Source organism: Janthinobacterium sp. BJB401 (assembly GCF_013372745.1).
Classification (GTDB): Bacteria; Pseudomonadota; Gammaproteobacteria; order Burkholderiales; family Burkholderiaceae_D; genus Janthinobacterium; species Janthinobacterium rivuli.
In genome coordinates this window covers 1-19,967 of record NZ_JABXFH010000070.1, presented here as the reverse complement: position 1 = coordinate 19,967, position 19,967 = coordinate 1, and the positions used below count along the sequence as shown (strand labels likewise).

14 protein-coding genes, 1 tRNA gene and 1 pseudogene are annotated in these 19,967 nt (G+C 64.7%); 5 read left to right on the top strand and 11 right to left on the bottom strand.

All coding sequences use genetic code 11. The features are described 5' to 3' along the window. A pseudogene (locus HWE17_RS26810) lies at window positions 1-472 on the top strand (type VI secretion system protein TssA); the annotation flags it as partial. 13 nt (window positions 473-485) lie between these two features. Here HWE17_RS26810 and tssH read toward each other — a convergent pair. The 8 genes from tssH to HWE17_RS28845 all read right to left on the bottom strand — a co-directional run bounded on the left by tssH (window position 486) and on the right by HWE17_RS28845 (window position 9,850). Next, window positions 486-3,143, bottom strand: coding sequence for a type VI secretion system ATPase TssH (gene tssH, locus HWE17_RS26805; RefSeq protein WP_176390873.1), 2,658 nt, complete (start codon window positions 3,141-3,143; stop codon window positions 486-488). Window positions 3,144-3,198: 55 nt separating this feature from the next. Further along, a complete protein-coding gene (gene tssG / locus HWE17_RS26800; protein WP_176390872.1) occupies window positions 3,199-4,284 on the bottom strand; it encodes a type VI secretion system baseplate subunit TssG in 1,086 nt (361 codons plus the stop codon). Further along, the gene (gene tssF, locus HWE17_RS26795) at window positions 4,248-6,092 is read right to left on the bottom strand and encodes a type VI secretion system baseplate subunit TssF (RefSeq protein ID WP_035817455.1); all 1,845 of its coding nucleotides are present in this window, start codon (window positions 6,090-6,092) and stop codon (window positions 4,248-4,250) included. The genes tssG and tssF overlap by 37 nt, the downstream gene beginning before the upstream one ends. A gap of 2 nt (window positions 6,093-6,094) precedes the next feature. Next, window positions 6,095-6,586 (bottom strand): type VI secretion system baseplate subunit TssE, encoded by a 492-nt coding sequence (gene tssE / locus HWE17_RS26790; RefSeq protein WP_035817453.1) that lies wholly within the window; start codon window positions 6,584-6,586, stop codon window positions 6,095-6,097. A gap of 95 nt (window positions 6,587-6,681) precedes the next feature. Beyond that, window positions 6,682-7,173, bottom strand: a complete 492-nt coding sequence (locus HWE17_RS26785) for a type VI secretion system tube protein Hcp (protein WP_035817450.1) — start codon at window positions 7,171-7,173, stop codon at window positions 6,682-6,684. A gap of 33 nt (window positions 7,174-7,206) precedes the next feature. After that, on the bottom strand, window positions 7,207-8,691 hold the full coding sequence (tssC, locus tag HWE17_RS26780; RefSeq protein WP_035817448.1) for a type VI secretion system contractile sheath large subunit: 1,485 nt from the start codon (window positions 8,689-8,691) through the stop codon (window positions 7,207-7,209). Window position 8,692: 1 nt separating this feature from the next. After that, window positions 8,693-9,202 (bottom strand): type VI secretion system contractile sheath small subunit, encoded by a 510-nt coding sequence (gene tssB / locus HWE17_RS26775; RefSeq protein ID WP_035817446.1) that lies wholly within the window; start codon window positions 9,200-9,202, stop codon window positions 8,693-8,695. Window positions 9,203-9,274: 72 nt separating this feature from the next. Then, window positions 9,275-9,850, bottom strand: coding sequence for a hypothetical protein (locus tag HWE17_RS28845; protein ID WP_255206403.1), 576 nt, complete (start codon window positions 9,848-9,850; stop codon window positions 9,275-9,277). Between the two features lie 287 nt (window positions 9,851-10,137). Here HWE17_RS28845 and tssK point away from each other — a divergent pair, with 287 nt between their 5' ends. Genes tssK through HWE17_RS26750 form a run of 4 tightly spaced genes read left to right on the top strand, consistent with a single transcriptional unit; the run spans window position 10,138 to window position 16,603 of the window. Further along, window positions 10,138-11,484, top strand: coding sequence for a type VI secretion system baseplate subunit TssK (gene tssK, locus HWE17_RS26765; protein WP_035817442.1), 1,347 nt, complete (start codon window positions 10,138-10,140; stop codon window positions 11,482-11,484). Window positions 11,485-11,493: 9 nt separating this feature from the next. After that, the gene (gene icmH / locus HWE17_RS26760; protein ID WP_035817440.1) at window positions 11,494-12,276 is read left to right on the top strand and encodes a type IVB secretion system protein IcmH/DotU; all 783 of its coding nucleotides are present in this window, start codon (window positions 11,494-11,496) and stop codon (window positions 12,274-12,276) included. Beyond that, window positions 12,276-16,091, top strand: coding sequence for a type VI secretion system Vgr family protein (gene tssI, locus HWE17_RS26755; protein WP_176390874.1), 3,816 nt, complete (start codon window positions 12,276-12,278; stop codon window positions 16,089-16,091). The genes icmH and tssI overlap by 1 nt, the downstream gene beginning before the upstream one ends. A gap of 41 nt (window positions 16,092-16,132) precedes the next feature. After that, complete coding sequence (locus tag HWE17_RS26750; RefSeq protein ID WP_176390871.1) at window positions 16,133-16,603, top strand: hypothetical protein; 471 nt, start codon at window positions 16,133-16,135, stop codon at window positions 16,601-16,603. Window positions 16,604-16,792: 189 nt separating this feature from the next. Here HWE17_RS26750 and HWE17_RS26745 read toward each other — a convergent pair. From HWE17_RS26745 to tilS, 3 genes are all read right to left on the bottom strand, one after another. Continuing rightward, window positions 16,793-16,885: transfer RNA gene (locus HWE17_RS26745), tRNA-Ser, on the bottom strand. Window positions 16,886-16,995: 110 nt separating this feature from the next. Next, the gene (locus HWE17_RS26740; protein WP_035817435.1) at window positions 16,996-18,243 is read right to left on the bottom strand and encodes an aspartate kinase; all 1,248 of its coding nucleotides are present in this window, start codon (window positions 18,241-18,243) and stop codon (window positions 16,996-16,998) included. A 196-nt stretch (window positions 18,244-18,439) separates the two neighbouring features. After that, window positions 18,440-19,858 (bottom strand): tRNA lysidine(34) synthetase TilS, encoded by a 1,419-nt coding sequence (tilS, locus tag HWE17_RS26735; RefSeq protein WP_176390870.1) that lies wholly within the window; start codon window positions 19,856-19,858, stop codon window positions 18,440-18,442. Between the last annotated feature and the right edge of the window lie 109 nt (window positions 19,859-19,967).

Here is a 19,967-nt window from a genome sequence, read left to right as displayed (position 1 = left end):
CCGCGCCGCCTTTGCCGCCGACGCCCAGTTCTGCCTGGACGCGCTGGCCGAGCTGGAACAGGCCGCCGATAGCCGCCTGGGCAAGGATAGTCCGGGCTTTTCGCTGGCGCGCGAGGCGCTGCAGGCGATGCAGCTGGCCCTGCCCGCCGCGGCCGTCGCCATCCCTGCCGCCAGCGTCGCCGCCGCACCGGTGCCGGCTGGCGGCCTGGCGGCACCGGCCGCCGTGCCGGCGCTGCCGCCGGCGGCGCCCGGAGAGTTGCAAAGCCGCGCCCAGGCGCTGGCGCAGCTGCGCCAGGTGGCGCAGTACTTCCGCCAGACGGAGCCGCACAGCCCCGTCTCGTACTTCGCCGACAAGGCCGCCAACGCGGGCGAACAGAATTTGCACGAATGGCTGCGCGGCGTGGTCAAGGACGGCGCCTCGCTGGCCCACATCGAGGAGCTGCTGGGCATCGCGCCCGGCAGCGGCCACTGAAGCGGCTTGCCGCCTATTTGATCGTATACCGGAACTGGCGCTGCTTGCCGGCGCTGGCCTTGATACGGCTGATGCCCTGCCCTTCGGCCATGCGCGCCAGCACGGCTTCGGCGATTTCCGGCAGCAGGCTGCCATTGAGGATATTGTCGACATTGCGCGCGCCCGAATCGACTTCGGTGCAGCGCGCCAGCACCGCCTCGACCAGCGCCTCGTCGTAGATAAACTCGGCCTGGTGATTGGCGGCGATGCGCGCGGCGATGCGGCCCAGCTTCAGGCCGATGATACTGGCCAGCACATCGTCGCCGAGCGGATAAAAGGGGATCACCTTCAGGCGCCCCAGGAACGCGGGCTTGAAGACCTTCAGCAACTGCGGGCGGATGGCCAGCTCCAGCTGCTCCGGCGTCGGCAGCTGCTCTGGCGGCAGGTTCAGGCACGCCTGCATCATGCTGGCCGACGCCACGTTCGAGGTCAGGATGATGATGGTATTCTTGAAATCGATCTCGCGTCCCTCGGCATCGTCCATCACGCCCTTGTCGAAGACCTGGAAGAACAGCTCCATGACATCGGAATGCGCCTTTTCCACCTCGTCGAGCAGCAGCACGCTGTACGGATTGCGGCGCACGGCCTCGGTCAGCACGCCACCCTCGCCATAGCCGACATAGCCGGGCGGCGAACCCTTCAAGCCCGACACGCTGTGGGCTTCCTGGTATTCGCTCATGTTGATGGAAATGAGCTTGCGCTCGCCGCCATACAGCACGTCGGCCAGCGCCAGCGCCGTTTCCGTCTTGCCGATGCCGGACGGGCCGACGAACAGGAACACGCCCTTCGGCTTGTCCGGGTCGTCCAGGTTGGCGCGCGCCGTGCGCACGCGCTGCGCCACGGCCTCGATCGCGTGGGGCTGGCCCAGCACGCGTTCCTGCAGCAAATCCTTCAGCCGCAGCACCGTCTTGAGTTCATCCTTGACCATCTTGCCCAGCGGGATGCCGGTCCAGCCGGCGACGATTTCCGCCACCACGTGGCCGTCGACCTGCACCGGCACCAGCGGCGTCTCGCCCTGCAGCGACGCCAGTTCGGCCTGCAGCGCCAGCAGCTCGCGCCCCTGGCCCGCGTCGGCCGGCGTGCCCTCCTCGAGCTGGCGGCGGATCGCCTGGATCTGTTCCGACAGCGCCTTTTCGCTGTCCCAGCGCGCGGCCAGCTGCGCGTGTTCCTGCGTGGCGGCGCCGCGTTCGGTGTCGAGCAGCTGCAGCCGCGCGCCGTGGCGCGCGCCGCCGCTCTCCTCGCGCGCCAGGGCCGAGGCTTCCGCATCGATGCGCTCGCGCCGGCGCGCCACGCTGTCGAGCAGGGCCGGCGTGGCGCTCTGCCCCAGCGCCACCCTGGCGCAAGCCGTATCGAGCACGCTGATGGCCTTGTCCGGCAACTGGCGGCCGGCGATGTAGCGGTGCGACAGGCGCACGGCTTCGGTGATCGCCTCGTCGAAGATGCGCACCTTGAAATGCTGTTCCATCAGCGGCGCCATGCCGCGCAACATGGCGCACGCCAGCTCTTCGCTCGGTTCCTCGATCTTGACGACCTGGAAGCGGCGCGCCAGCGCGGCATCCTTTTCAAAATATTTTTTGTATTCGCCCCAGGTGGTGGCGGCGATGGTGCGCAGCTCGCCGCGCGCCAGCGCCGGTTTCAGCAGGTTCGCCGCATCGTTCTGGCCGGCGCTGCCGCCGGCGCCGATCATCGTGTGCGCCTCGTCGATGAAGAGGATGATGGCGTGCGCGCTCTTGCCCACTTCGGCGATGACGTTTTTCAGGCGGTTCTCGAACTCGCCCTTGACGCTGGCGCCGGCCTGCAGCAGGCCCATGTCCAGCGTGTGGATTTCCACACCCTGCAAAATGTCGGGCACGTCGCCCTGCACGATGCGCAGCGCCAGGCCCTCCACCACGGCCGTCTTGCCGACGCCCGCCTCGCCCGTCAGGATGGGATTGTTCTGGCGCCGCCGCATCAGGATGTCGATCGCCTGGCGGATTTCCATGTCGCGCCCGATCACGGGATCGACCTTGCCGGCGCGCGCGCGGGCCGTCAGGTTGACGGTGAACTGGTCCAGCGCCGGCGTTTTCGACGCCGCCGCACCGGCCAGTTCCCCCACGGGATCGCCGCCGGCGTCGCCCGCGTCCTCCTGCCCCGTCGCCGCCTCGCCGGCTTCCTGCGACCCCTCGGTCAGCTTGTCGAGCCCGTGCTTGATCTCGTCGAGCTTGAATTCGTGGAACAGCGCCGAGCCCCGGTAGGCCAGCTGCGCCAGTTCCGGCTCGGTCAGCAGCGCCTGCAGCAGGTGGCCGCTGCGGATGCTCACCTGCCGCCCGGCGCGCAAATCGAGCGAAGCGATCAGCCAGGCATGCTCGAACAGCTTGGGCAGGCGCACGGAAAACACGGGCGTGCGCGTGTTGCCCGTCTGCAGGCGCGCCACTTCGGCGCGCAAATCCGCTTCCAGCATGCTCACGCTGACGCCGCTCCTGCGGGCAATCAGCACGAAATCGCTGCGCGGCTGCTCCAGCAGCGCGAGGAAGACGTGCTCCAGGTCGACTTCATACTGCCCCAGGCCGACGCAAAGACTGGCCGCCCGCGTGGCGGCCGTGCGGCAGGTGTCGTTCAACTTGCTGATCAGGGTTTTCAGGTTGATGCTCATGGGGCGGCGGTCCTTGTCGGGTAATGGTTGGCGAAATCGGTGGAGAAGCGCGAGCTCAGGCCGGCGCATGCAATTCATAGCGGACATCGGCGCGGTCGCGCGCCTCGCCGCCGGTGATCAGGAAGCTGTCCCAGCCCAGCCGCCCGCCGCTGCGCGGCACCGTCAGCGCAATGCCCTGCACGTCGGCGGCGCGCAGCACCAGCTGCACTTCGTATTCCAGGCACAAGCCGGTGAACATGGCGAGCATCTTCTCGAGCGCAAGGGCGGCCGCGCCGCCAGGCAGGAAGGCGTCGAAGTGGCAGCGGGCCAGCGGGCCGATGGTCAGCCGCAGGCGCAGGTCGCGCTGCCAGACGCGCGCGCCGACCATGGCGGTGGCGCCCAGCAGGGCGTTGCTGCCGCCCAAGGTGCTTTGCTGCTCGCGCGGCACGTCGTACCAGCAGCCGACAAACTGGCTGACGGCGATGCGCTGCCCGAAATACTCGGACAGCACCTGGCCGATCAGCACGGCCGACGGCGGCCGGTGGCGCATGGCGGCGGCAAAGTAGCCCACCGATTCATCGAGCACGCCGGCGCCGTCCCCCGCCAGGCGTTGGCGCAGCGAGGCGTTGCCCAGCCCCGCCAGCGACAGCAGCAGCGGCAGGAACTGGTCCTTGCCGTCGAGCTGGTATTTGAGCTCCAGCCGGTACTTGCGCCACGCTTCATAGAACAGGGCCAGGGCGCGGTTCGAAAACGTGTCGAGGAAGGCGCGCGGCCCCTCGTCCTTTTCATACAGCTGGTGCGTGGCGATGCGTTCCGTATAGTGCAGCGGCAGCGCGCCGGCGACGCCGAGAAAGCCCATGAAGGCCGGCGTGACACGCACGTATTTCAGCTGCCCGCCGCACAGCGCCGAGCCCAGGGCGCTGGCGTCCGTGGACAGTTCGCGCGGTTCCGGCGCCAGCGCCTCGATCTGGCTGGGGGCGAAGTCGAGCGAAACGGAATTCTGGAAGCGCAGGAAGCTGGCCACCGCATCGTCGTGCGGCAAGCCATTGCGCCTGAGCCAAAGCTCCAGCATGCGTACCGCCTGGAAGTACTGGAAGCGGCAAGGCTGGGCAAACAGGCGCTCGATTACACTAGGCTGGAATCGCCGCTGCGTGGTTTGCATCGCCACAGCTCCTCTCCTGATTTTTTTGCCAGCACCACCAGTTGCGTGAAGCTGTTAGCATGCACATACAAGCCCAGGAAGCACTCGATCACATGCGCAAAGGCGTGGATGCCGCTGCCGACGAAGGCCTCTTCGTCTATCGTCAGCCGCACTTCGACGCCGCGCACCAGGCAGGCGAAGGGATTGCCCGGCAGCCAGGCATTGACGGCCTGGTGGGCGATGGCCGTGATGCCGCGGATTTGCCGCTGCGAAGTGGCCGAGCGCGGCAAGTCGTACAGGGTCAGCATTTCCTGGAACGCTTCCAGGCCGCTGCCGGCCAGCGACAGGTGATTCAGCGCCAGATGCGAAATCAAGCGCCAGTGGGCGCCCCGTCCCCGTTCGAAACGGTGCGACTCGCTGGGTTTGCGCAGCAGGCTGATGCTGCGCACGCTGGAGCCGCCTTCGAGGAACAGGTCGCCGCCGTGCAAGCCGTAGGTCAGCTGCGCCGGCAAGTCGCGGTTGGTGCAGCTCAGCTCCAGGCTGAGCGTGTCCGTTTCCACCGCGGCCGGATCGAAATCGATGTCGACGATCGAGATCTGCGTCTCGTAGCCGGGACTCTTGCCGGCGAGGATCTCGTCGCGCCGCATGACCCAGTAATGGCCATCCCTGGCCGGGGTCTCGCCATGGCGCAGCGAATAGAAGGGACGAAATTCCACCACGGATTCGCCCTGCGGCGTCTGCCGCACCAGCTTGACCGAGTCGATCGACTGCACCTCGAACGCATAGGCGCGGCGCGCATCGGCCAGCACGGGATAACTGGCGGCCGTGTGCGTGAGCCGGATAGGCTCGCCGCGCTGGCGGAACAGGTTGACCACCGGCGTGCAGCCTAGCAGCAGATTGTGCGTGTTCATCGTCCCCAGCAGGCGCGCCGTGTTCGAATCGGTGCGCAAGCCGCTCAGCGCCAGGTGCAAGGTGATGCGGCGGCAGCCGGACGGCAGCGCGGCGCACAGCGCGCCGAGGTCGATGTCGAAGAAATTGAATTTTTCGGGAAAGCAGAAATACTCGGTCAGCAGCCGGTAGGCCGGATGCGAGCGGGCGGAAAACGGGATCAGCGCATCGTCCTCGGCAAAGCCGGCGCTGCGCACCGGAATGCCGTCGAGCGCGACCCAGCTGCCGCTGCCGTCCGCCTCGGCGTAGGCCTTCACGGTGCGCATGAACAGGGCGTCGCGCAGCGCCGCGCAAAACGAGGGCTGGCCATCGATGAACACGCGCAGCGACGCCAGTCCCAGCTGGCCCGGCGACAGCTGCGCGGCGCTCGACTCGATGGTGATGCGCACGCCCGAGGTGGCATTCGCCGGCAGCAGCACCTGTTCCGGCGCCTCGATGATGGCGGAAAAAGCCGCGTGCGTGAGCGCCAGCGGCGCCACCGTCACGGGGTAGGCCGTACGAAAGGTGCAGGCCACGCCCTTCACGGGGCGCGTCGTCAGCTCCGTGCCGCGGGCGATTTCCGCCGGCGCCGTCAGCTGCGCCGCGGCGGCGGCGTAATCCATGCGCGCGATCGAGCACGAGGGAAAAGGCCGCAGGTAATGGGGATACAGCACTTCGAACAGCGCTTCGGTAAATTCGGGATAATCGTCGTCGATGCGCTTCGAGATGCGCGAATTGAGCAGCGCGAACGACTGGATCATGCGCTCGATGTGCGGGTCTTCGCACACTTCGCCGCCCATCAGCAGGCGACCGGCGATCTTCGGGTAGCGCTCGGAAAACTCGCGCGAATAGCGGCGCAGGAAACCCAGTTCGCGCTCGTAATAGGGCAGCAATTCGTCCAAGCTCAGGCTCCCGTGGACGCGGCGCGGCGTCCCTTGCTGATCGTGTAATGCAGGCTGGAAGGCTGCAGGATGGCGTCGAAGCTGACCGGTTCGTGCGCCGCATGCACCACCAGCAGCGCGCTGATGGCGAAATTGAGGCGGTTGATCGAGCCTTCCTCGATTTCCAGCGATGCGCGTACCTGGCGCAAGCGCGGCTCGTGGCGGGCGATGGCCTTTTCCAGGCACTGGCAGATATAGGCGCGGTCGTCCGTGCTCGACAGGCTAAGCCCGGCGAAATCGTTCAAGCCGTACGTGATGATCGACTTGCCGCATTCGGGAAAGGGTTTGAGCAGCGCCTCGGGCAGCACGGCGCGCGTGTTGAGCAGCGCTTCGAGATCGCGCGCCACGGTGTCTTTCAAGTCCTCGAGCGAAAGGCGCGAGACGGTGCCGCTGGAGGCGCCGTGCACGGGCGTATCCATCAGGCGGTCGAACAGGCCCGGCGTAAAACCTTTCATGGGTTTCCCGTTTCATGGCTGGCGTGGACGCCGCTGCCGGCGGCCAGGAAAGCCAGCGGCGGCAGCGCGCCGCTGGCGTACGCGGTCAGGTACGATCAGGCCGTCTTGTTGGCCGACAGATCCCAGCCGCCGGAGGTGTTGCCGCCCGAACCGCCGCCCACTTTTTGCTGGGTGTATTTCCACTTGACCTTGGAGTACTTGAGCGCCAGGTCTTCGCCGAGTATGTCGCCCGCGGCCACCGATGGCGCCACGCTGCTGATCATCACGTTCTCGAGTTCGATTTCGAAGTACTTGATGCGCTCGCCCTGGCCATCGGCGCGCAGGAACTCGAGCTTGGCTTTCGGGATGGTCTTGCCCGAGGAGCAAGTCTGCAGCAGCAAGGGACTGGCGAGATCGGCCATCTTGGCGATGACGATATCCTTGTGCTCGGTACGTTCGGCGGTATGGCCGCCGCCCGTCGAGGCGGTCGCCGATTTGGGTTGCAACACCTGCCACTGGACCGACTTGCATTCGATCCAATCTTTGTGGCTGTTATCCGTGGATTCGCCTTTGATGCCATCAATTTGCAAGTATACGTCGATTGCCATGTCATTCCTTTCAAGGGTGTGAAGAAAAATACATTACGATTTGGTCGACTGCGGAAGCTCCGCGACCAAACGGAGTGAAACGGACAATTCGTCCAGCTGGAAATGCGGACGCAAAAAGGACACGGCGCGGTACACGCCGGGCCGGCCCGGCACTTCCGCCACCTGCACCGAGGCTTCGCGCAGCGGAAACTGGGCTTTCTGTTCCTGGCTGGCGTTATCGTCGAGCAGCACGTACTGCGTCAGCCAGCGGTTGAGGAAATCTTCCACGTTGGAGGCGGCGGCAAAGCTGCCGATCTTGTCGCGCATCATGGCCTTCATGTAGTGGGCGATGCGCGACACGGCGAAGATGTATTGCAGCTGCGCCGACAGCACGGCGTTCGCGTTGGCGGCGTCGGTATTGTATTTTTTCGCCTTCTGCGCCGACTGGGCGCCGAAAAACGCGGCATAGTCCGTGTTCTTGCAGTGCACGAGGGAGATGAAGCCCAGGTCGCTCAATTCCTTTTCGCGGCGGTCCGTGATGGCGATCTCGGTCGGGCATTTCAGCGCCACCTCGCCCTCGTCCGTCTTGAAGGTATGCGTCGGCAAGTCTTCCACCAGGCCGCCACCCTCCACGCCGCGGATCGCCGCGCACCAGCCGTAATCCTCGAAGGCGGCCGTCAGCTTGGTGCCGAACGCGTAGGCGGCATTGCACCACAGGTATTTCTGATGGTCGGTGCCGTCGACGTCCTCGACGAAATTGAAGCCGTCGACGGTGGCGCCATCGAGCGGATTGAACGGCAGCCGGCCCAGGAAGCGGGGCAAGGTCAGGCCCACGTAGCGCGAGTCTTCCGATTCGCGCAGGGATTTCCACTTTGCATACTCGACCGTGTCAAATACCTTGGCCAGGTCGCGCGGCTTGCCCAGGTCGCTGTAGCTTTCCAGACCAAACAGTTCCGGCGACGCGGACGAGATGAACGGCGCGTGCGCGGCGGCGGCCACATGCGACATCTGTTCGATGAAATACATGTCTTCCGGCTGGCGGCTGAATTCGAAGTCGCCCAGCAAGGTGCCGAACGGCGCTCCGCCGAAGGTGCCGAATTCCTCTTCGTAGACCTTCTTGAACATGGTCGACTGGTCGAACTCCAGCGCGCTCTGGAAATCCTTCACCAGTTCGCGCTTGGTCGCGTTCATCAGCTTGATTTTCAGGTTCGTGCCGGTGGCCGTGTTCTTCACCAGGTAATGCAGGCCCGTCCAGCTGCTTTCCAGCTTCTGGAATTCGGGCGCGTGCATGATGGCGCTGAGCTGCGCGGAAATGAGCTGGTCCAGTTCGGCCACGCGGGCGTCGATGGTGGCGGCCAGGTTGTTCGATACCACCACCGTGCCATCCATGACCTGGCTCACCAGTTCGGAAATCAGATCCTTGGCGCGGGCGTGTTCGACGCTGGACTTGGCCACCTTGCTCTGCTCGACGATCTGGTCGAGCAAATCGATTTCGGCGGCGCCGGCGGCGCTCAATGCGGGGGTCAGTTGTGCGGACATATCAATCTTTCCTGACGTGCGAATGTTGTTCCAGCTGGGCCAGTTTTTCCGTGCTGTTGAGCACGTCATTCAGGATGTCTTCCAGCTTGTCGTTGCCGGCCAGCTTGTTGCGCAGGTCGGCCAGCTTGGTGCGCGCCTCGAGCAGCTTGCGCAGCGGCTCGACCTGCCCGACCACCGCTTCCGGGCGGAAATCGGCGATCGAGCGGAATTTCAGTTCAACGCCGAACTGGTCGCCGCCGGCGCCCAGTTCATTCGGCACGCGGAAGGTGGCGCGCGGCTCGATGCCCTTCATCACTTCATCGAAATTATCGCGGTCGATATCGACGAACTTGCGGTCCTTCAGGCGCTTCTGTTCGAGTTCGGAATTGCCGCCGAAATCGCCGACCACGCCGACCACGAAGGGCAGCTCCTTGTTTTCGATGGCGTCGCCGATCTCGACGTCATACGTCATCTGCACGCGTGGCGGGCGTACCTTTTGCAAGCGCTTCTGCACACTATCTTTCTTCGACATGACATCCCCTTCCAAATATTGGCGGCATCGGCGATGCGCCTGTTGAACTGCGGCGTAGCTGTGCCTGGCTGACTACTTCAGGGCATTGAATGGATTGGCGCTGCCCTCGTCGGCAGTGCGCTTGCTTGGCTGCTTGCGCGATTGGCGCACGGGCGGCTTGTCCGGCGGCGGCACCAGCACGGTTTCGCCGAGGCTCTCGCGCAGCAGCTTGGCCAGATCCTGCGATTCCGCGCGCAGCGGACCGGACAGGTTGTTCTGACGGCTCAGGTCAGCCAGCGCCCGCGTCGACAGGCGCAGTCCGCTGATGGCGATCACGCTGTTGGCCAGCTTGTCGGCAGGATCGCGCACCAGCACTTCCTGGGCGTTGAGGATGGCTTCGCCATACTGGCCGGCATCGTAGCGGCTTTGCGCCATGCGCACCCAGGGCTGCTTGTCGGCGGGCGCGGCGGCTGCGGCCTCCTGCCACAGCGCCAGCGCCGCCGCCTTGTTGCCCGTGTCCACGGCCTGCGTGGCCTTGGCCATCAGCTCCTCCAGCGTCGGCGGCGCCGCGGCGGGCGGCGCTTTGGCCACCGGCGCCGTACTGCAGGCGCTGAGGGCAAAAGCACAGGCGATTACTGCAAGCGTGCGTAGCGAAACCGAGCGTGTCATGTTGGGCTTTCCTTCAAAAAAGAAGACTGTTTGGCGGACTGAAAAGTTGCTTTTTATAGTTGCTAATTATCTATTTTTCGGAGCGTAGCATGATTTGAAAAAATACTGCGTTCAATAGAAAATACGCGAAAACTCACACTACTCACGCCAAAAACGTACAGTACGCGCCATTATTCAAGATAATGTTAAGGTTCTTGCAGTTGCGAAAAAAGCACCACCTTGCGCGATGCGAAGCATGATTTTCAGTCGCTGCCGCGCCTCACTGTGTCTGGCATAGAGGGCAATCCATGAGCATGGCAAACAAATTGTTATGGGGCGAAGGGCTGTTCCTGCGGCCCCAGCATTTCCAGCAGCAAGACCAGTACCACGAGCAGCGCCTGCACGAAAGCGTCAAGGCGCTGCATCCGTATGCGTGGGGCGTGAACCAGTTGCAGATCGACCGCGATGCGCTGGCCAACAACAGCTTGCGCCTGCTGGAACTGTCGCTGGTCTTCCAGGACGGCGAAATCTACAACGCCGCCGGGAGCGATGAACTGCCCGACGCGCTCGACCTGGGCAACGTGCCGTCGTCCTTGCAATCGGTGACCTTTCACGCCGCCTTGCCGGCGTTCAAGCCATTCGGCGGCAACTTCGCCGCCAGCGGCCAGCCCAACAACGCGGCGCGCTATGCCCAGGCCAATCTGAGCACGCCGGACCTGTACACCCAGGCCGCGCAGGCCGAACTGACCTACCTGAAAAAAACCCTGCGCCTGGTCGCCGATGCCGAACCGCGCGATTCCTACGTCAGCTTCCCCCTGCTGCGCCTGCGGCGCCTGTCGACGGGCGGCTTCGAGCAGGATCCGGCCTTCGTGCCGCCCAGCCTGTCCATCCGCAGCGCGCCCCTGCTGTTCCTGCAGCTGCGCCGCCTGATCGACGCGCTGCAAGCCAAGGTCAACGCGCTGTATGGGCATCACCGCGAGCCGAGCAAGAGCGTGATCGAGTTCCGCTCCGGCGACATGTCCTCGTTCTGGCTGCTGCATACGGCCAGCGCGGCCTACGCCTCGCTCAGCCATTATTTCCATCATCCGGCCCTGCATCCGGAGCGGCTGTACGAACAGCTGCTGGGCCTGGCGGGCGGCCTGATGACCTTTTCAAGAAGCCATGCGCTGGCCGACCTGCCGCCGTACCGGCATGCCGATCCCGGTCCCGCGTTCGCCCAGCTGCACGCCATGATCCGCGAATTGCTCGACACCGTGATCTCGTCGAAATACTTCGCCATCGCGCTGACGGAAACCAAACCGTCCTACCATCACGGCAAGCTCGACTCGGAAAAGATCGATGCCAAGACGGCGTTCTACCTGGGCGTGTCGGCCGACATGGCCGGCGTGGAACTGGTCGACGTGGTGCCGCTGCGCTTCAAGGTGGGCGCACCGGACGACGTGGAAAAATTCGTGCTCTCCGCCCTGCCCGGAGTGCGCCTGCAGCATGCGCCGCAGGTGCCGGCCGCCGTGCCGGTGCGCCCCGACATGTTTTACTTCACCATCGAGGCCAAGGGGCAGATGTACGAACGCATGCTGCAGGCGCAGTCGCTGCTGGTGTATGTCCCGTCCGGCATGCGTGAACTGAAACTCGAACTTGTCGCCGTCACTTCCTGAGGTCCAACGATGCACTCCAGCGCTACCCCTTCCCTGATGTCCGGCGGCCAGGCCGCCTATGCCTCCAGCATGGCTGCCGGTCCCGGCACCGAACACACCTTGATGGACTTGATGTACGACGGCTTTTACGCCCTCTTCATGCTGAAGAACGGCAGCGGGCCGCAAGACAATGCCGATTTCATCAGCAAGATGACGCACTTCCTCGATGAGTTCAGCCGCGGCGCGAAAAAACAGGGCGCGTCGGCGGACGACATCGACGCCGCAAAATATGCGTTCTGCGCGGCCGTCGATGAAATCATCCTGCGCTCGCCCTACAGCATCCGCGACGAATGGGCGCGCCGGCCCTTGCAGCTGGTGCTCTTCGGCGACCAGCTGGCCGGCGAAAACTTCTTCATCCGTCTTGAAGCGCTGCGCGCGCGCGGCAGCGCGCACCTGCAGGCGCTCGAAGTCTTCCACATGTGCCTGCTGCTGGGTTTCCAGGGCCGCTACATCCTCGAAGGCCCGGAAAAACTCAACTACCTGACGGCGCGCCTGGGCGACGAAATCGCCCAGATGAAGGGCAAGAAAACCGGCTTCGCCCCGCATGCGGAGCGGCCCGACCAGATCATCCACAAGCTGCGCAACAACGTGCCGGTCTGGGTGCTGTGTTCGGTGTTCGCCCTGATCTGCGCCATGGGCTACCTGGGGCTGCGCACCATGCTGGCCAAACAGACGCAAGCGCAGATCAATGCCTACAACGACATCGTCAAGCTGGCGCCGCGCGTGGCTAACCTGAGCATTACCCTGCCGTGATGGGCGGCGCACAAGCAAGTCCCGCAGCGACGGGCCAGTTCGGCACAGGCCTGAGCCAGCATGCGCGGCTCATCACTCTGGCCACGGCGCAGCAGTCCGGGCAGCCGGAATCGCTGATGGCGGAACAGTTCGAGGGCCGCGAGGCCGTCAATGAACTGTTCCGCTTCGAGGTCGACGCCCTGAGCACCGCGGCCAGCCTGGACCTGGCTTCCTTCATCGGCGAGGAAATGACGCTGTGCCTGCTGCAGCCCGACGGCAGCCAGCGCGCCTGGCACGGCATCTGCACCGATTGCGCCTGGATCGGCGCCGACGGCGGCGTGGCGCGCTACCGGCTGCGCCTCGAGCCGGCCCTGGCCCTGCTGCAGCTGCGCCGCGACAGTTATATTTTCCAGGACAAGAACGCACGCGACATCGTCACCGAGCTGCTGGCCGACTACCCGCAGCTGCGCTTCGAATTCGACGTCAGCCAGGCCTTGGCCACGCGCGCCATCTGTACCCAGTACCGCGAAAGCGACTTCGAATTCTTCACGCGCCTGCTGGCGGCGGAAGGCCTGAGCTGGCGCTTCGAGCACGACCAGCCCGGCGGCGCGCAGGAAGGCGGCGATGGCAACGCGCAGGCCAGGCACAAGCTGGTGATCTTCGACAGCAAAGCCACCGCGCCGCAGACGCCGGGCGGCGCCGACATGCGCTTTCACGGCGTGCGCGCCACCGATACGGACGACGCCATCGACCGCTTCGGCGCGCGCCGCCAGGTGCGGTCGAATGCCGTCAGCATCAGCAGCTGGCATCCGGAACAGGTGACGGCGCCCGCCGCCGAGCAGGTTTCCAGCCTGGAGGCGGGACAATTGCCGCAGCTGGCCGTGTATGACGGCGCTGGCGAACGCCGGCACGCCGACCGCGCGGCGGCCGGGCCGCACAGCGAGCGCATGCTGCAAGCGCTAGAACTGGACAACAAGCAGTTCGACGGCGCCGGCGCCGTGCGCCGCCTGGCCGCCGGCCACGCCATGCGCCTGCTGCAGCACGAACAGCATGCCGATGGCGCCAACGCCTTCACCGTGCTGTGGGCCGAACACCAGGCGCGCAACAATGCGGGAACAGCCGGCGCCGGCCTGGGCGGCATGCTGTCGACGCTGGCCAAGAAGGCCGGCCTGGGCGGCGTGGCCGACTGGATCGCCGGCCAGATCGAACCGGGCACCTACCGCAACCGCTTCGGCTGCGTGCGCACCAGCGTGGCCATCGTGCCGCGCGCCACCGCCGCGCGCGCGCCGGCCGTGGCGCTGGGCCCGCAGACGGCGCTGGTGGTGGGGCTGGCCGACAGCGTGGCCACCACGGGCCGCGACCACCAGGTGCGCATCCAGTTCGCCTGGCAGCGCGGCAGCGCCGCCAATCCGGGCGGCCTGGCGCACAATACCGACGCGCAGGGCAACGCGCCCGGCAACGAGGCCTCCGGCGCCTGGGTGCGCGTGGCCGAAGCGCTGGCCGGCCCGAACTGGGGTTCGCAATTCACGCCGCGCCTCGGCACGGAAGTGCTGGTCGACTTCATCGAAGGCGACATGGACCGCCCGCTGGTCGTCGCCCAGCTCTACACGGGCAGCGACACGCCGCCGTATGCGGCCGGCGAGGATTCGGGCGTCAACCACGCGGGCGTCCTGTCGGGCATGCACAGCCACAATTTCGACGGCGCCGGCTACAACCAGTGGGTACTCGACGATACCCAGGGCCAGCTGCGCACCCGGCTCGCTTCGAGCAGCGCCGCCACCGAGCTCAATCTGGGCTACCTGGTGCAGCAAGGCGCCAGCTCGGCGCAACGGGGCAGCTACCGCGGCAGCGGCTTTGAACTGCGCACCGATGCCTGGGCCATGCTGCGCGCCGGCGAAGGCATGCTGATCTCGACCACGGCGCGCGCGCGCCAGGGCGCCGGCGTGACCTCGAGCCAGCTCGACACGAAGGAAGCGCTGGCCCTGCTGCGCGGCGCCTGTGAACTGAGCAAGACGGTGGCGACGTCGGCTAGCCAGCAAAACGCCCTCGTCAGCAAGGATGCGAACCAGGCACAGCTGGACATGGCGACGCAGATCGACCCGCAACAGGATGGCAAGTACCAGGCCGCTGTCGGCGGCCAGGAAGCCAGCAAGGCGGGCAGCGGCACGCGCGCGCCCGATGCGGCGCAGCCCGTGGAACGCTACGCCCAGCCGCTGGTGGTGATGGAGTCGCCCAGCAGCATCAACTGGGCCACGCCCGCGTCGACCGTGCTGTTCGCGGGCCAGCAGCTGCACTGGACGGCGCAGGCCGACCTGCACATGACGGCTGGCCAGACGGTCGCCTCGGTGGCGGCCAACGCGGCCACGCTGTTCAGCCAGGAAGGCGGCATCAAGGCCGTCGCGGGCAACGGCCCCGTCTCGCTCGAAGCGCATACCGACCAGCTGGAAATCCTCGCCGATCAAGCCATCACGGTGATCTCCGTGAGCGACAGCATCGACATCAAGGCCAACCAGAAAATCGTCCTGCAGGCGGGACAATCGTCGATCACGCTCGAAGGCGGCGACATCACCTTCCGCTGCCCCGGTCATTTTACGGTCAAGGGCGGGCAGCATGTCTTCAACGGCGGCGCCAGCGTCGCCGCCGGCCTGCCGCCGTTGCCCGACAGCCGCTTGAAACTGTTCGACGAAGGCTTCGTGCTGAAAGACCGCGACACGGGCGAACTGATGCCGCGCCAGCCGTACCGCGTCAAGCGCGCTGACGGCAGCATCGAAACGGGCATGACGGACGCCAGGGGCTTGACCCACATCGTGGCGGCTGCCGCCGTCGAGCTACTGGTGATCGAACTGCTCAAATCGCCGGGCGAGTTGCCCGAGACACCGGACAGCCCTGTGCCCGCACCCGCGCCAGATACGCGCGCCAAGGCGCCCGCGCCCGGCACGACGGCCAAGGCGCCGCCCAAGCCCGAGCCAAAATTCAAGGAAACGGGTACGTCGAGCACCAGCCCCGTCGACAACAAGCAGCGCAAGGAAGTGCTGATCAAGCGCCCCGCCTGCTGGATCGCCGACTACGAAAAGGAGATCGATGTCTCCAGCGTGCCGCGCTACAACAATACTTTCGGCACCAATGGCGCGCCGCATAATTATTTCGACACCGTGCGCTACAAGATCTACGTGCCCGTCAAGTCGAATACCAGCATCATCGCCGAATTGCGCGTCAAGGTGGTGACGGTGCTGTCGGCCGAAGACCAGGCGCTGGAAGCGCGCGAGAAGGGCACCCCACAGGCCGCCACGCGGGCCAAGCAGCGCGCCGCCGTCATCAAGTACGTCAAGGAAGTCGCCAGGACGGGCCTGGAACAGCACTGGAACAATAAATTCCGCATGGAGATCGTCGATCCGGAATGCGGCACGCGCATCCTGCCCATCGTCTACCGCGTGGAGTACGTGGAAAGCAGGGAGCACTACACCATGCAGATCCACAAACGCTACGACCGTGAAGGCGTGACCGGCACCGTGATCGACGTATCGATGGCCACCAACGGGCAAACCCATGCGCATGAATTCGGCCATTGCTATGGCATACCGGACGAATATTCCTATGTCGACGGCGATGACGAAACCGTCAAGTACATGAAGCCCGACGGCAGCTGGGATGCGCCCGTGCCGGCCCTGGCGGACGGCGCGGAACCGGACCCGGCAGTTGCCAACATCATGAGTGCCTACGGCTCCGTGATTGTCCTCAAGCGGCACGGCTGGCAAATCGCCATCGAAGTACAAGAATTGCTGCGGGCGAAAATAGGACGGAAAATCAAATGCGATATCATCCTCAATGGCTCGTAACCGGGCTGTTTGCAACCTCCCTACACCTCACAGGACACGCCATGCCGAACGACGTACTTTCCGTTAGCGCCCATTGCCTCGACAATCCGACCTGCATTTTCACGGGCAGCGACATGCGCATCGAGGTCGTCATCAAAAATACCGGCAGCGCGGCCGTCGGCTATCCGCTCGACTACATCCAGCAGCGCGGCCCCAACCTGCGCCTGGTCGACAACGTGAGCGAACAAAGCCAGGTCCTGAAGACGGGCCTGGCGAACCATGCGCTCAAGCGTGCCTTTACCACCATCGCGCCGGGCCAGTCGATTGCGCTGCAAAGCATCATCAAGCATACGGAGCTGCTGCTGTTCCGCAAGGAATTCGTCGACGTGACGGCCGAAATCGGCGTCTCGGCGGGGATCCGGATCGGCGGCGGCGCCGCATCTGACGCTGGCGAGGAAACGTTGCCGTTCAAGGGCGGGACGAGCTTGAAGATTATTGGCAGGGATACGCTGGAGCGGGAGGCGAAGCGGTGATTTTGGCCGCTACGGCTTGAGATGAGGGGACGGCGCGGGCCGCTGCGCGGCCAGCGGGGCCGCGCGGGGCGCGGCAGAATGGCGATTCGGATAGCCTCGCGCCCCTTAGGGCGCTCCGTCTTCGAATCCCACCGTTCCGTCCAGACAAATAAAAAAGCCTCCCGCAGGGGAGGCTTTTTTATTTGATTCTGGCGGAGACGGTGGGATTCGAACCCACGATACAGGTATAAGCCGTATGCATCCTTAGCAGGGATGTGCCTTCGGCCACTCGGCCACGTCTCCTAGCTGATTACTCAACTATGTCTCTGTAGCTAACTGCGCTGCAGCGACGAACGTCATAATATCGACTGCCCCCCCTTTGGTCAAGGGCGTGGGGCAATTTTTTTGGATATTTAAGCTTTTTCCAGCTCGAACGCCTTATGCAGCGCGCGCACGGCCAGTTCCATGTACTTTTCATCGATCAGCACGGAGATCTTGATCTCGGAAGTGGAGATCATCATGATGTTGATGCCCTCTTCCGACAGGGTGCGGAACATTTGCGAGGCGACACCAACGTGGCTGCGCATGCCCACGCCGACGACGGACAGTTTCGACACTTTCGCGTCGCCCGTGATGCTGGCCGCGCCCAGCGATTCGCGGTTCGCTTCCAGCACGGCCAAGGCGCGCGTGTACTCGCCGCGCGAGACGGTGAAGGTGAAGTCCGTTTTACCGTCGACCGACTGATTCTGTATGATCATGTCGACCTCGATGTTCGCATCCGCCACCGGTCCCAGGATGTGGTACGCCACGCCTGGACGGTCGGGTACGCCGAGCACGGTGATTTTGGCTTCATCGCGGTTGAAGGCGATGCCGGAGATGACTGCTTGTTCCATGTTTGTATCTTCCTCAAACGAAATCAGGGTGCCTGAATTGGCTTCTATTTCCAGCGGCAACATCGGGTCGGTCAGCGACGACAGCACGCGCGTGGGCACGCGGTAGTTGCCGGCGAATTCCACCGAACGCGTTTGCAGCACTTTGGAACCCAGCGAAGCCAGTTCCAGCATTTCTTCAAAGGTGATGGTCTTCAGGCGGCGCGCCTCGGAGACCACGCGCGGGTCGGTCGTGTAGACGCCGTCGACGTCCGTGAAGATCAGGCATTCGGCCGCCTTCATGGCGGCGGCGATCGCCACTGCCGAGGTGTCCGAACCGCCGCGGCCCAGGGTCGCGATGTTGTCGTGTTCGTCGACACCCTGGAAACCGGTAATGATGACAATCTTGCCCGCATCGAGGTCACGTTTGACTTTTTCGTCATCGATCGACTGGATGCGTGCCTTGGTAAAGGCGGAATCGGTCTTGATCGCGACTTGCCAGCCAGCATAGGATACGGCTTGTTTGCCGATCGCCAGCAGTGCCATCGACAATAGGCCGACGGACACTTGTTCGCCTGTCGAGGCGATCATGTCAAGTTCACGGGGATCGGGTTGATCCATGATTTCCTTGGCCAGTCCAATCAGGCGGTTCGTTTCGCCCGACATGGCGGATGGCACCACCACGATTTGATGCCCAGCGTCGTGCCACTTGGCAACGCGCTTGGCGACATTCTTGATACGGTCAGTCGAGCCCATCGACGTACCGCCATATTTGTGGACGATTAAAGCCATAAGAGTGAAGTTTCCGCTCAAGAAGAATAAAAAAGGAGGGCTTTACTCTACATGCCGCAATGCAAAATAACAAGCTAAAAAGCGCATTAGCTCATACCGATTGCGCATATGGAAATAACCAATCCATGCAGTCCAGCTGGCTTGGGCAGCCGCTTGGCGGCCACCCCGAGAGTGGCCGTGGCGGCTGGCCCTACGCTCAGCAGGAGACCCAGCGCAAGGCGACACGGGGACGGTCCAGCAGACTCAGGCAATGGCAATCGAGGCCGATACCGGCCGCGAACAGCAATTGTTGCGCCGCACAGACAAGGGGCAGCCGTGCGCGCTCCCAGGCGGGCACGTCGAACGCCTGGTAGTGGCATTTCAAGCTCTTGGTGGGGCGGTTCAAGGCCAGTTTCAGGCGCTCGCCACCCTGGCGGAAGTCTATCGTCAAGGTTTGAGATTGCAGCCAGGCAATATCGATACCTTGGCCGCCCTCTTCCACCGCATCGAAATGCAGCACGCCGCCATACGCGGGAAAGGCCAGGCTGGCTTCGCCTTGCCAGCTAAATTGCTGGCTGGCCTTTTCCAGGCCGGGAATGCCCGCGTCGTCACGCTCGCGCATGCCGGCAAGGTCATCGAGCTTCGGCGTCAGATATAAACGGTCGCGGTGGCGCCGCACGTGGCATTCGGGGTGCGTGACCAGCAATTGCGCATCGGGCCGCGCTTCCAGCAACTGCGCCAGCATTTCCGCCAGCCACGCCGTCGACGGCATGCGCAAGCCGCGCGTGCCGAACCAGTGGCGCAGCAGGTTGTAGCAGCGGTCCGCGCTCAACTCGCGCAATTTCGCCAGCTCGATGCAGTCGCCGTCGAGGCACGCCGCCAGATCCTGCGTCGCCAGTTCCGTCAGCAGGCGCTGCGCCGATTGCGCATGCTGGGCGCTGCGGGCGAAGCGCTCCTGGAAACCGGGAAACGCCTGCGCCAGCACGGGCATCACCTGATGCCGCAAGGCATTGCGGGCGAAGCGGGGATCGTCGTTCGATTCATCGTGGATGTGCGCGATCGCATGTTTTTCCACGTAGCTTTCCAGCTGTTTGCGCGACACGGGCAGCAAGGGGCGCGCCATCACCAGGTCAGGGTTGCCCAGCAACTCGGGCGCACTGTTGGCGCCATCCATGCCCGACAAGCCCGCCGTGCCGGAGCCGCGCAGCAATTGCAGCAGCACCGTCTCGGCCTGGTCATCCTGGTGGTGGGCCGTGAGCAGCAGGCGCACGCCGTGCGCGGCGCACAGTTCGCCCAGGGCCGCGTAACGGCGCTTGCGGGCCGCCTCTTCCGTGCCCGTCTTCGCATTCTTTCCCAGGGTGACACGGCGTGCCTCGAAGGCAATCCCCATGCCTGCGCACAATTGCTCGCAGTGCGCCAGCCAGGCATCCGCATTCGGGCTCAGGCCGTGATGCACGTGGAAGGCGTGCAAGGCCATGCCATGCTCTTGCGCCCAGGCATGCGCCAGGTGCAGCAGGGCCGAGGAATCGAGGCCGCCGCTCAGGGCGATGCCGACCGTCTCGCCGGTTTGTGGTCCGCAGGTTGCCAGCGCGCTGGCGAAGATATCGGCGACGGTGGCGGTTTGTTGCTTTTTCAATCAGGACTCCGGGAATGCAAAGAGGGACAGGCTGCTAAACGGATGATGTCGTTTAGCGGACTGTCCCTGGTGTCGTTTTAACCCAAGACCTTGAAAAGCCGGGGTAAGC

Bases quoted from the DNA above. Each gene is read 5' to 3' on its own strand.
- tssH (WP_176390873.1), bottom strand. From the start codon at position 3,143: ATGAGCATCAACCTGAAAACCCTGATCAGCAAGTTGAACGACACCTGC.
- tssG (WP_176390872.1), bottom strand. From the start codon at position 4,284: ATGCAAACCACGCAGCGGCGATTCCAGCCTAGTGTAATCGAGCGCCTG.
- tssE (WP_035817453.1), bottom strand. From the start codon at position 6,586: ATGAAAGGTTTTACGCCGGGCCTGTTCGACCGCCTGATGGATACGCCC.
- HWE17_RS26785 (WP_035817450.1), bottom strand. From the start codon at position 7,173: ATGGCAATCGACGTATACTTGCAAATTGATGGCATCAAAGGCGAATCC.
- tssC (WP_035817448.1), bottom strand. From the start codon at position 8,691: ATGTCCGCACAACTGACCCCCGCATTGAGCGCCGCCGGCGCCGCCGAA.
- tssB (WP_035817446.1), bottom strand. From the start codon at position 9,202: ATGTCGAAGAAAGATAGTGTGCAGAAGCGCTTGCAAAAGGTACGCCCG.
- HWE17_RS28845 (WP_255206403.1), bottom strand. From the start codon at position 9,850: ATGACACGCTCGGTTTCGCTACGCACGCTTGCAGTAATCGCCTGTGCT.
- tssK (WP_035817442.1), top strand. From the start codon at position 10,138: ATGAGCATGGCAAACAAATTGTTATGGGGCGAAGGGCTGTTCCTGCGG.
- icmH (WP_035817440.1), top strand. From the start codon at position 11,494: ATGCACTCCAGCGCTACCCCTTCCCTGATGTCCGGCGGCCAGGCCGCC.
- tssI (WP_176390874.1), top strand. From the start codon at position 12,276: ATGGGCGGCGCACAAGCAAGTCCCGCAGCGACGGGCCAGTTCGGCACA.
- HWE17_RS26750 (WP_176390871.1), top strand. From the start codon at position 16,133: ATGCCGAACGACGTACTTTCCGTTAGCGCCCATTGCCTCGACAATCCG.
- HWE17_RS26740 (WP_035817435.1), bottom strand. From the start codon at position 18,243: ATGGCTTTAATCGTCCACAAATATGGCGGTACGTCGATGGGCTCGACT.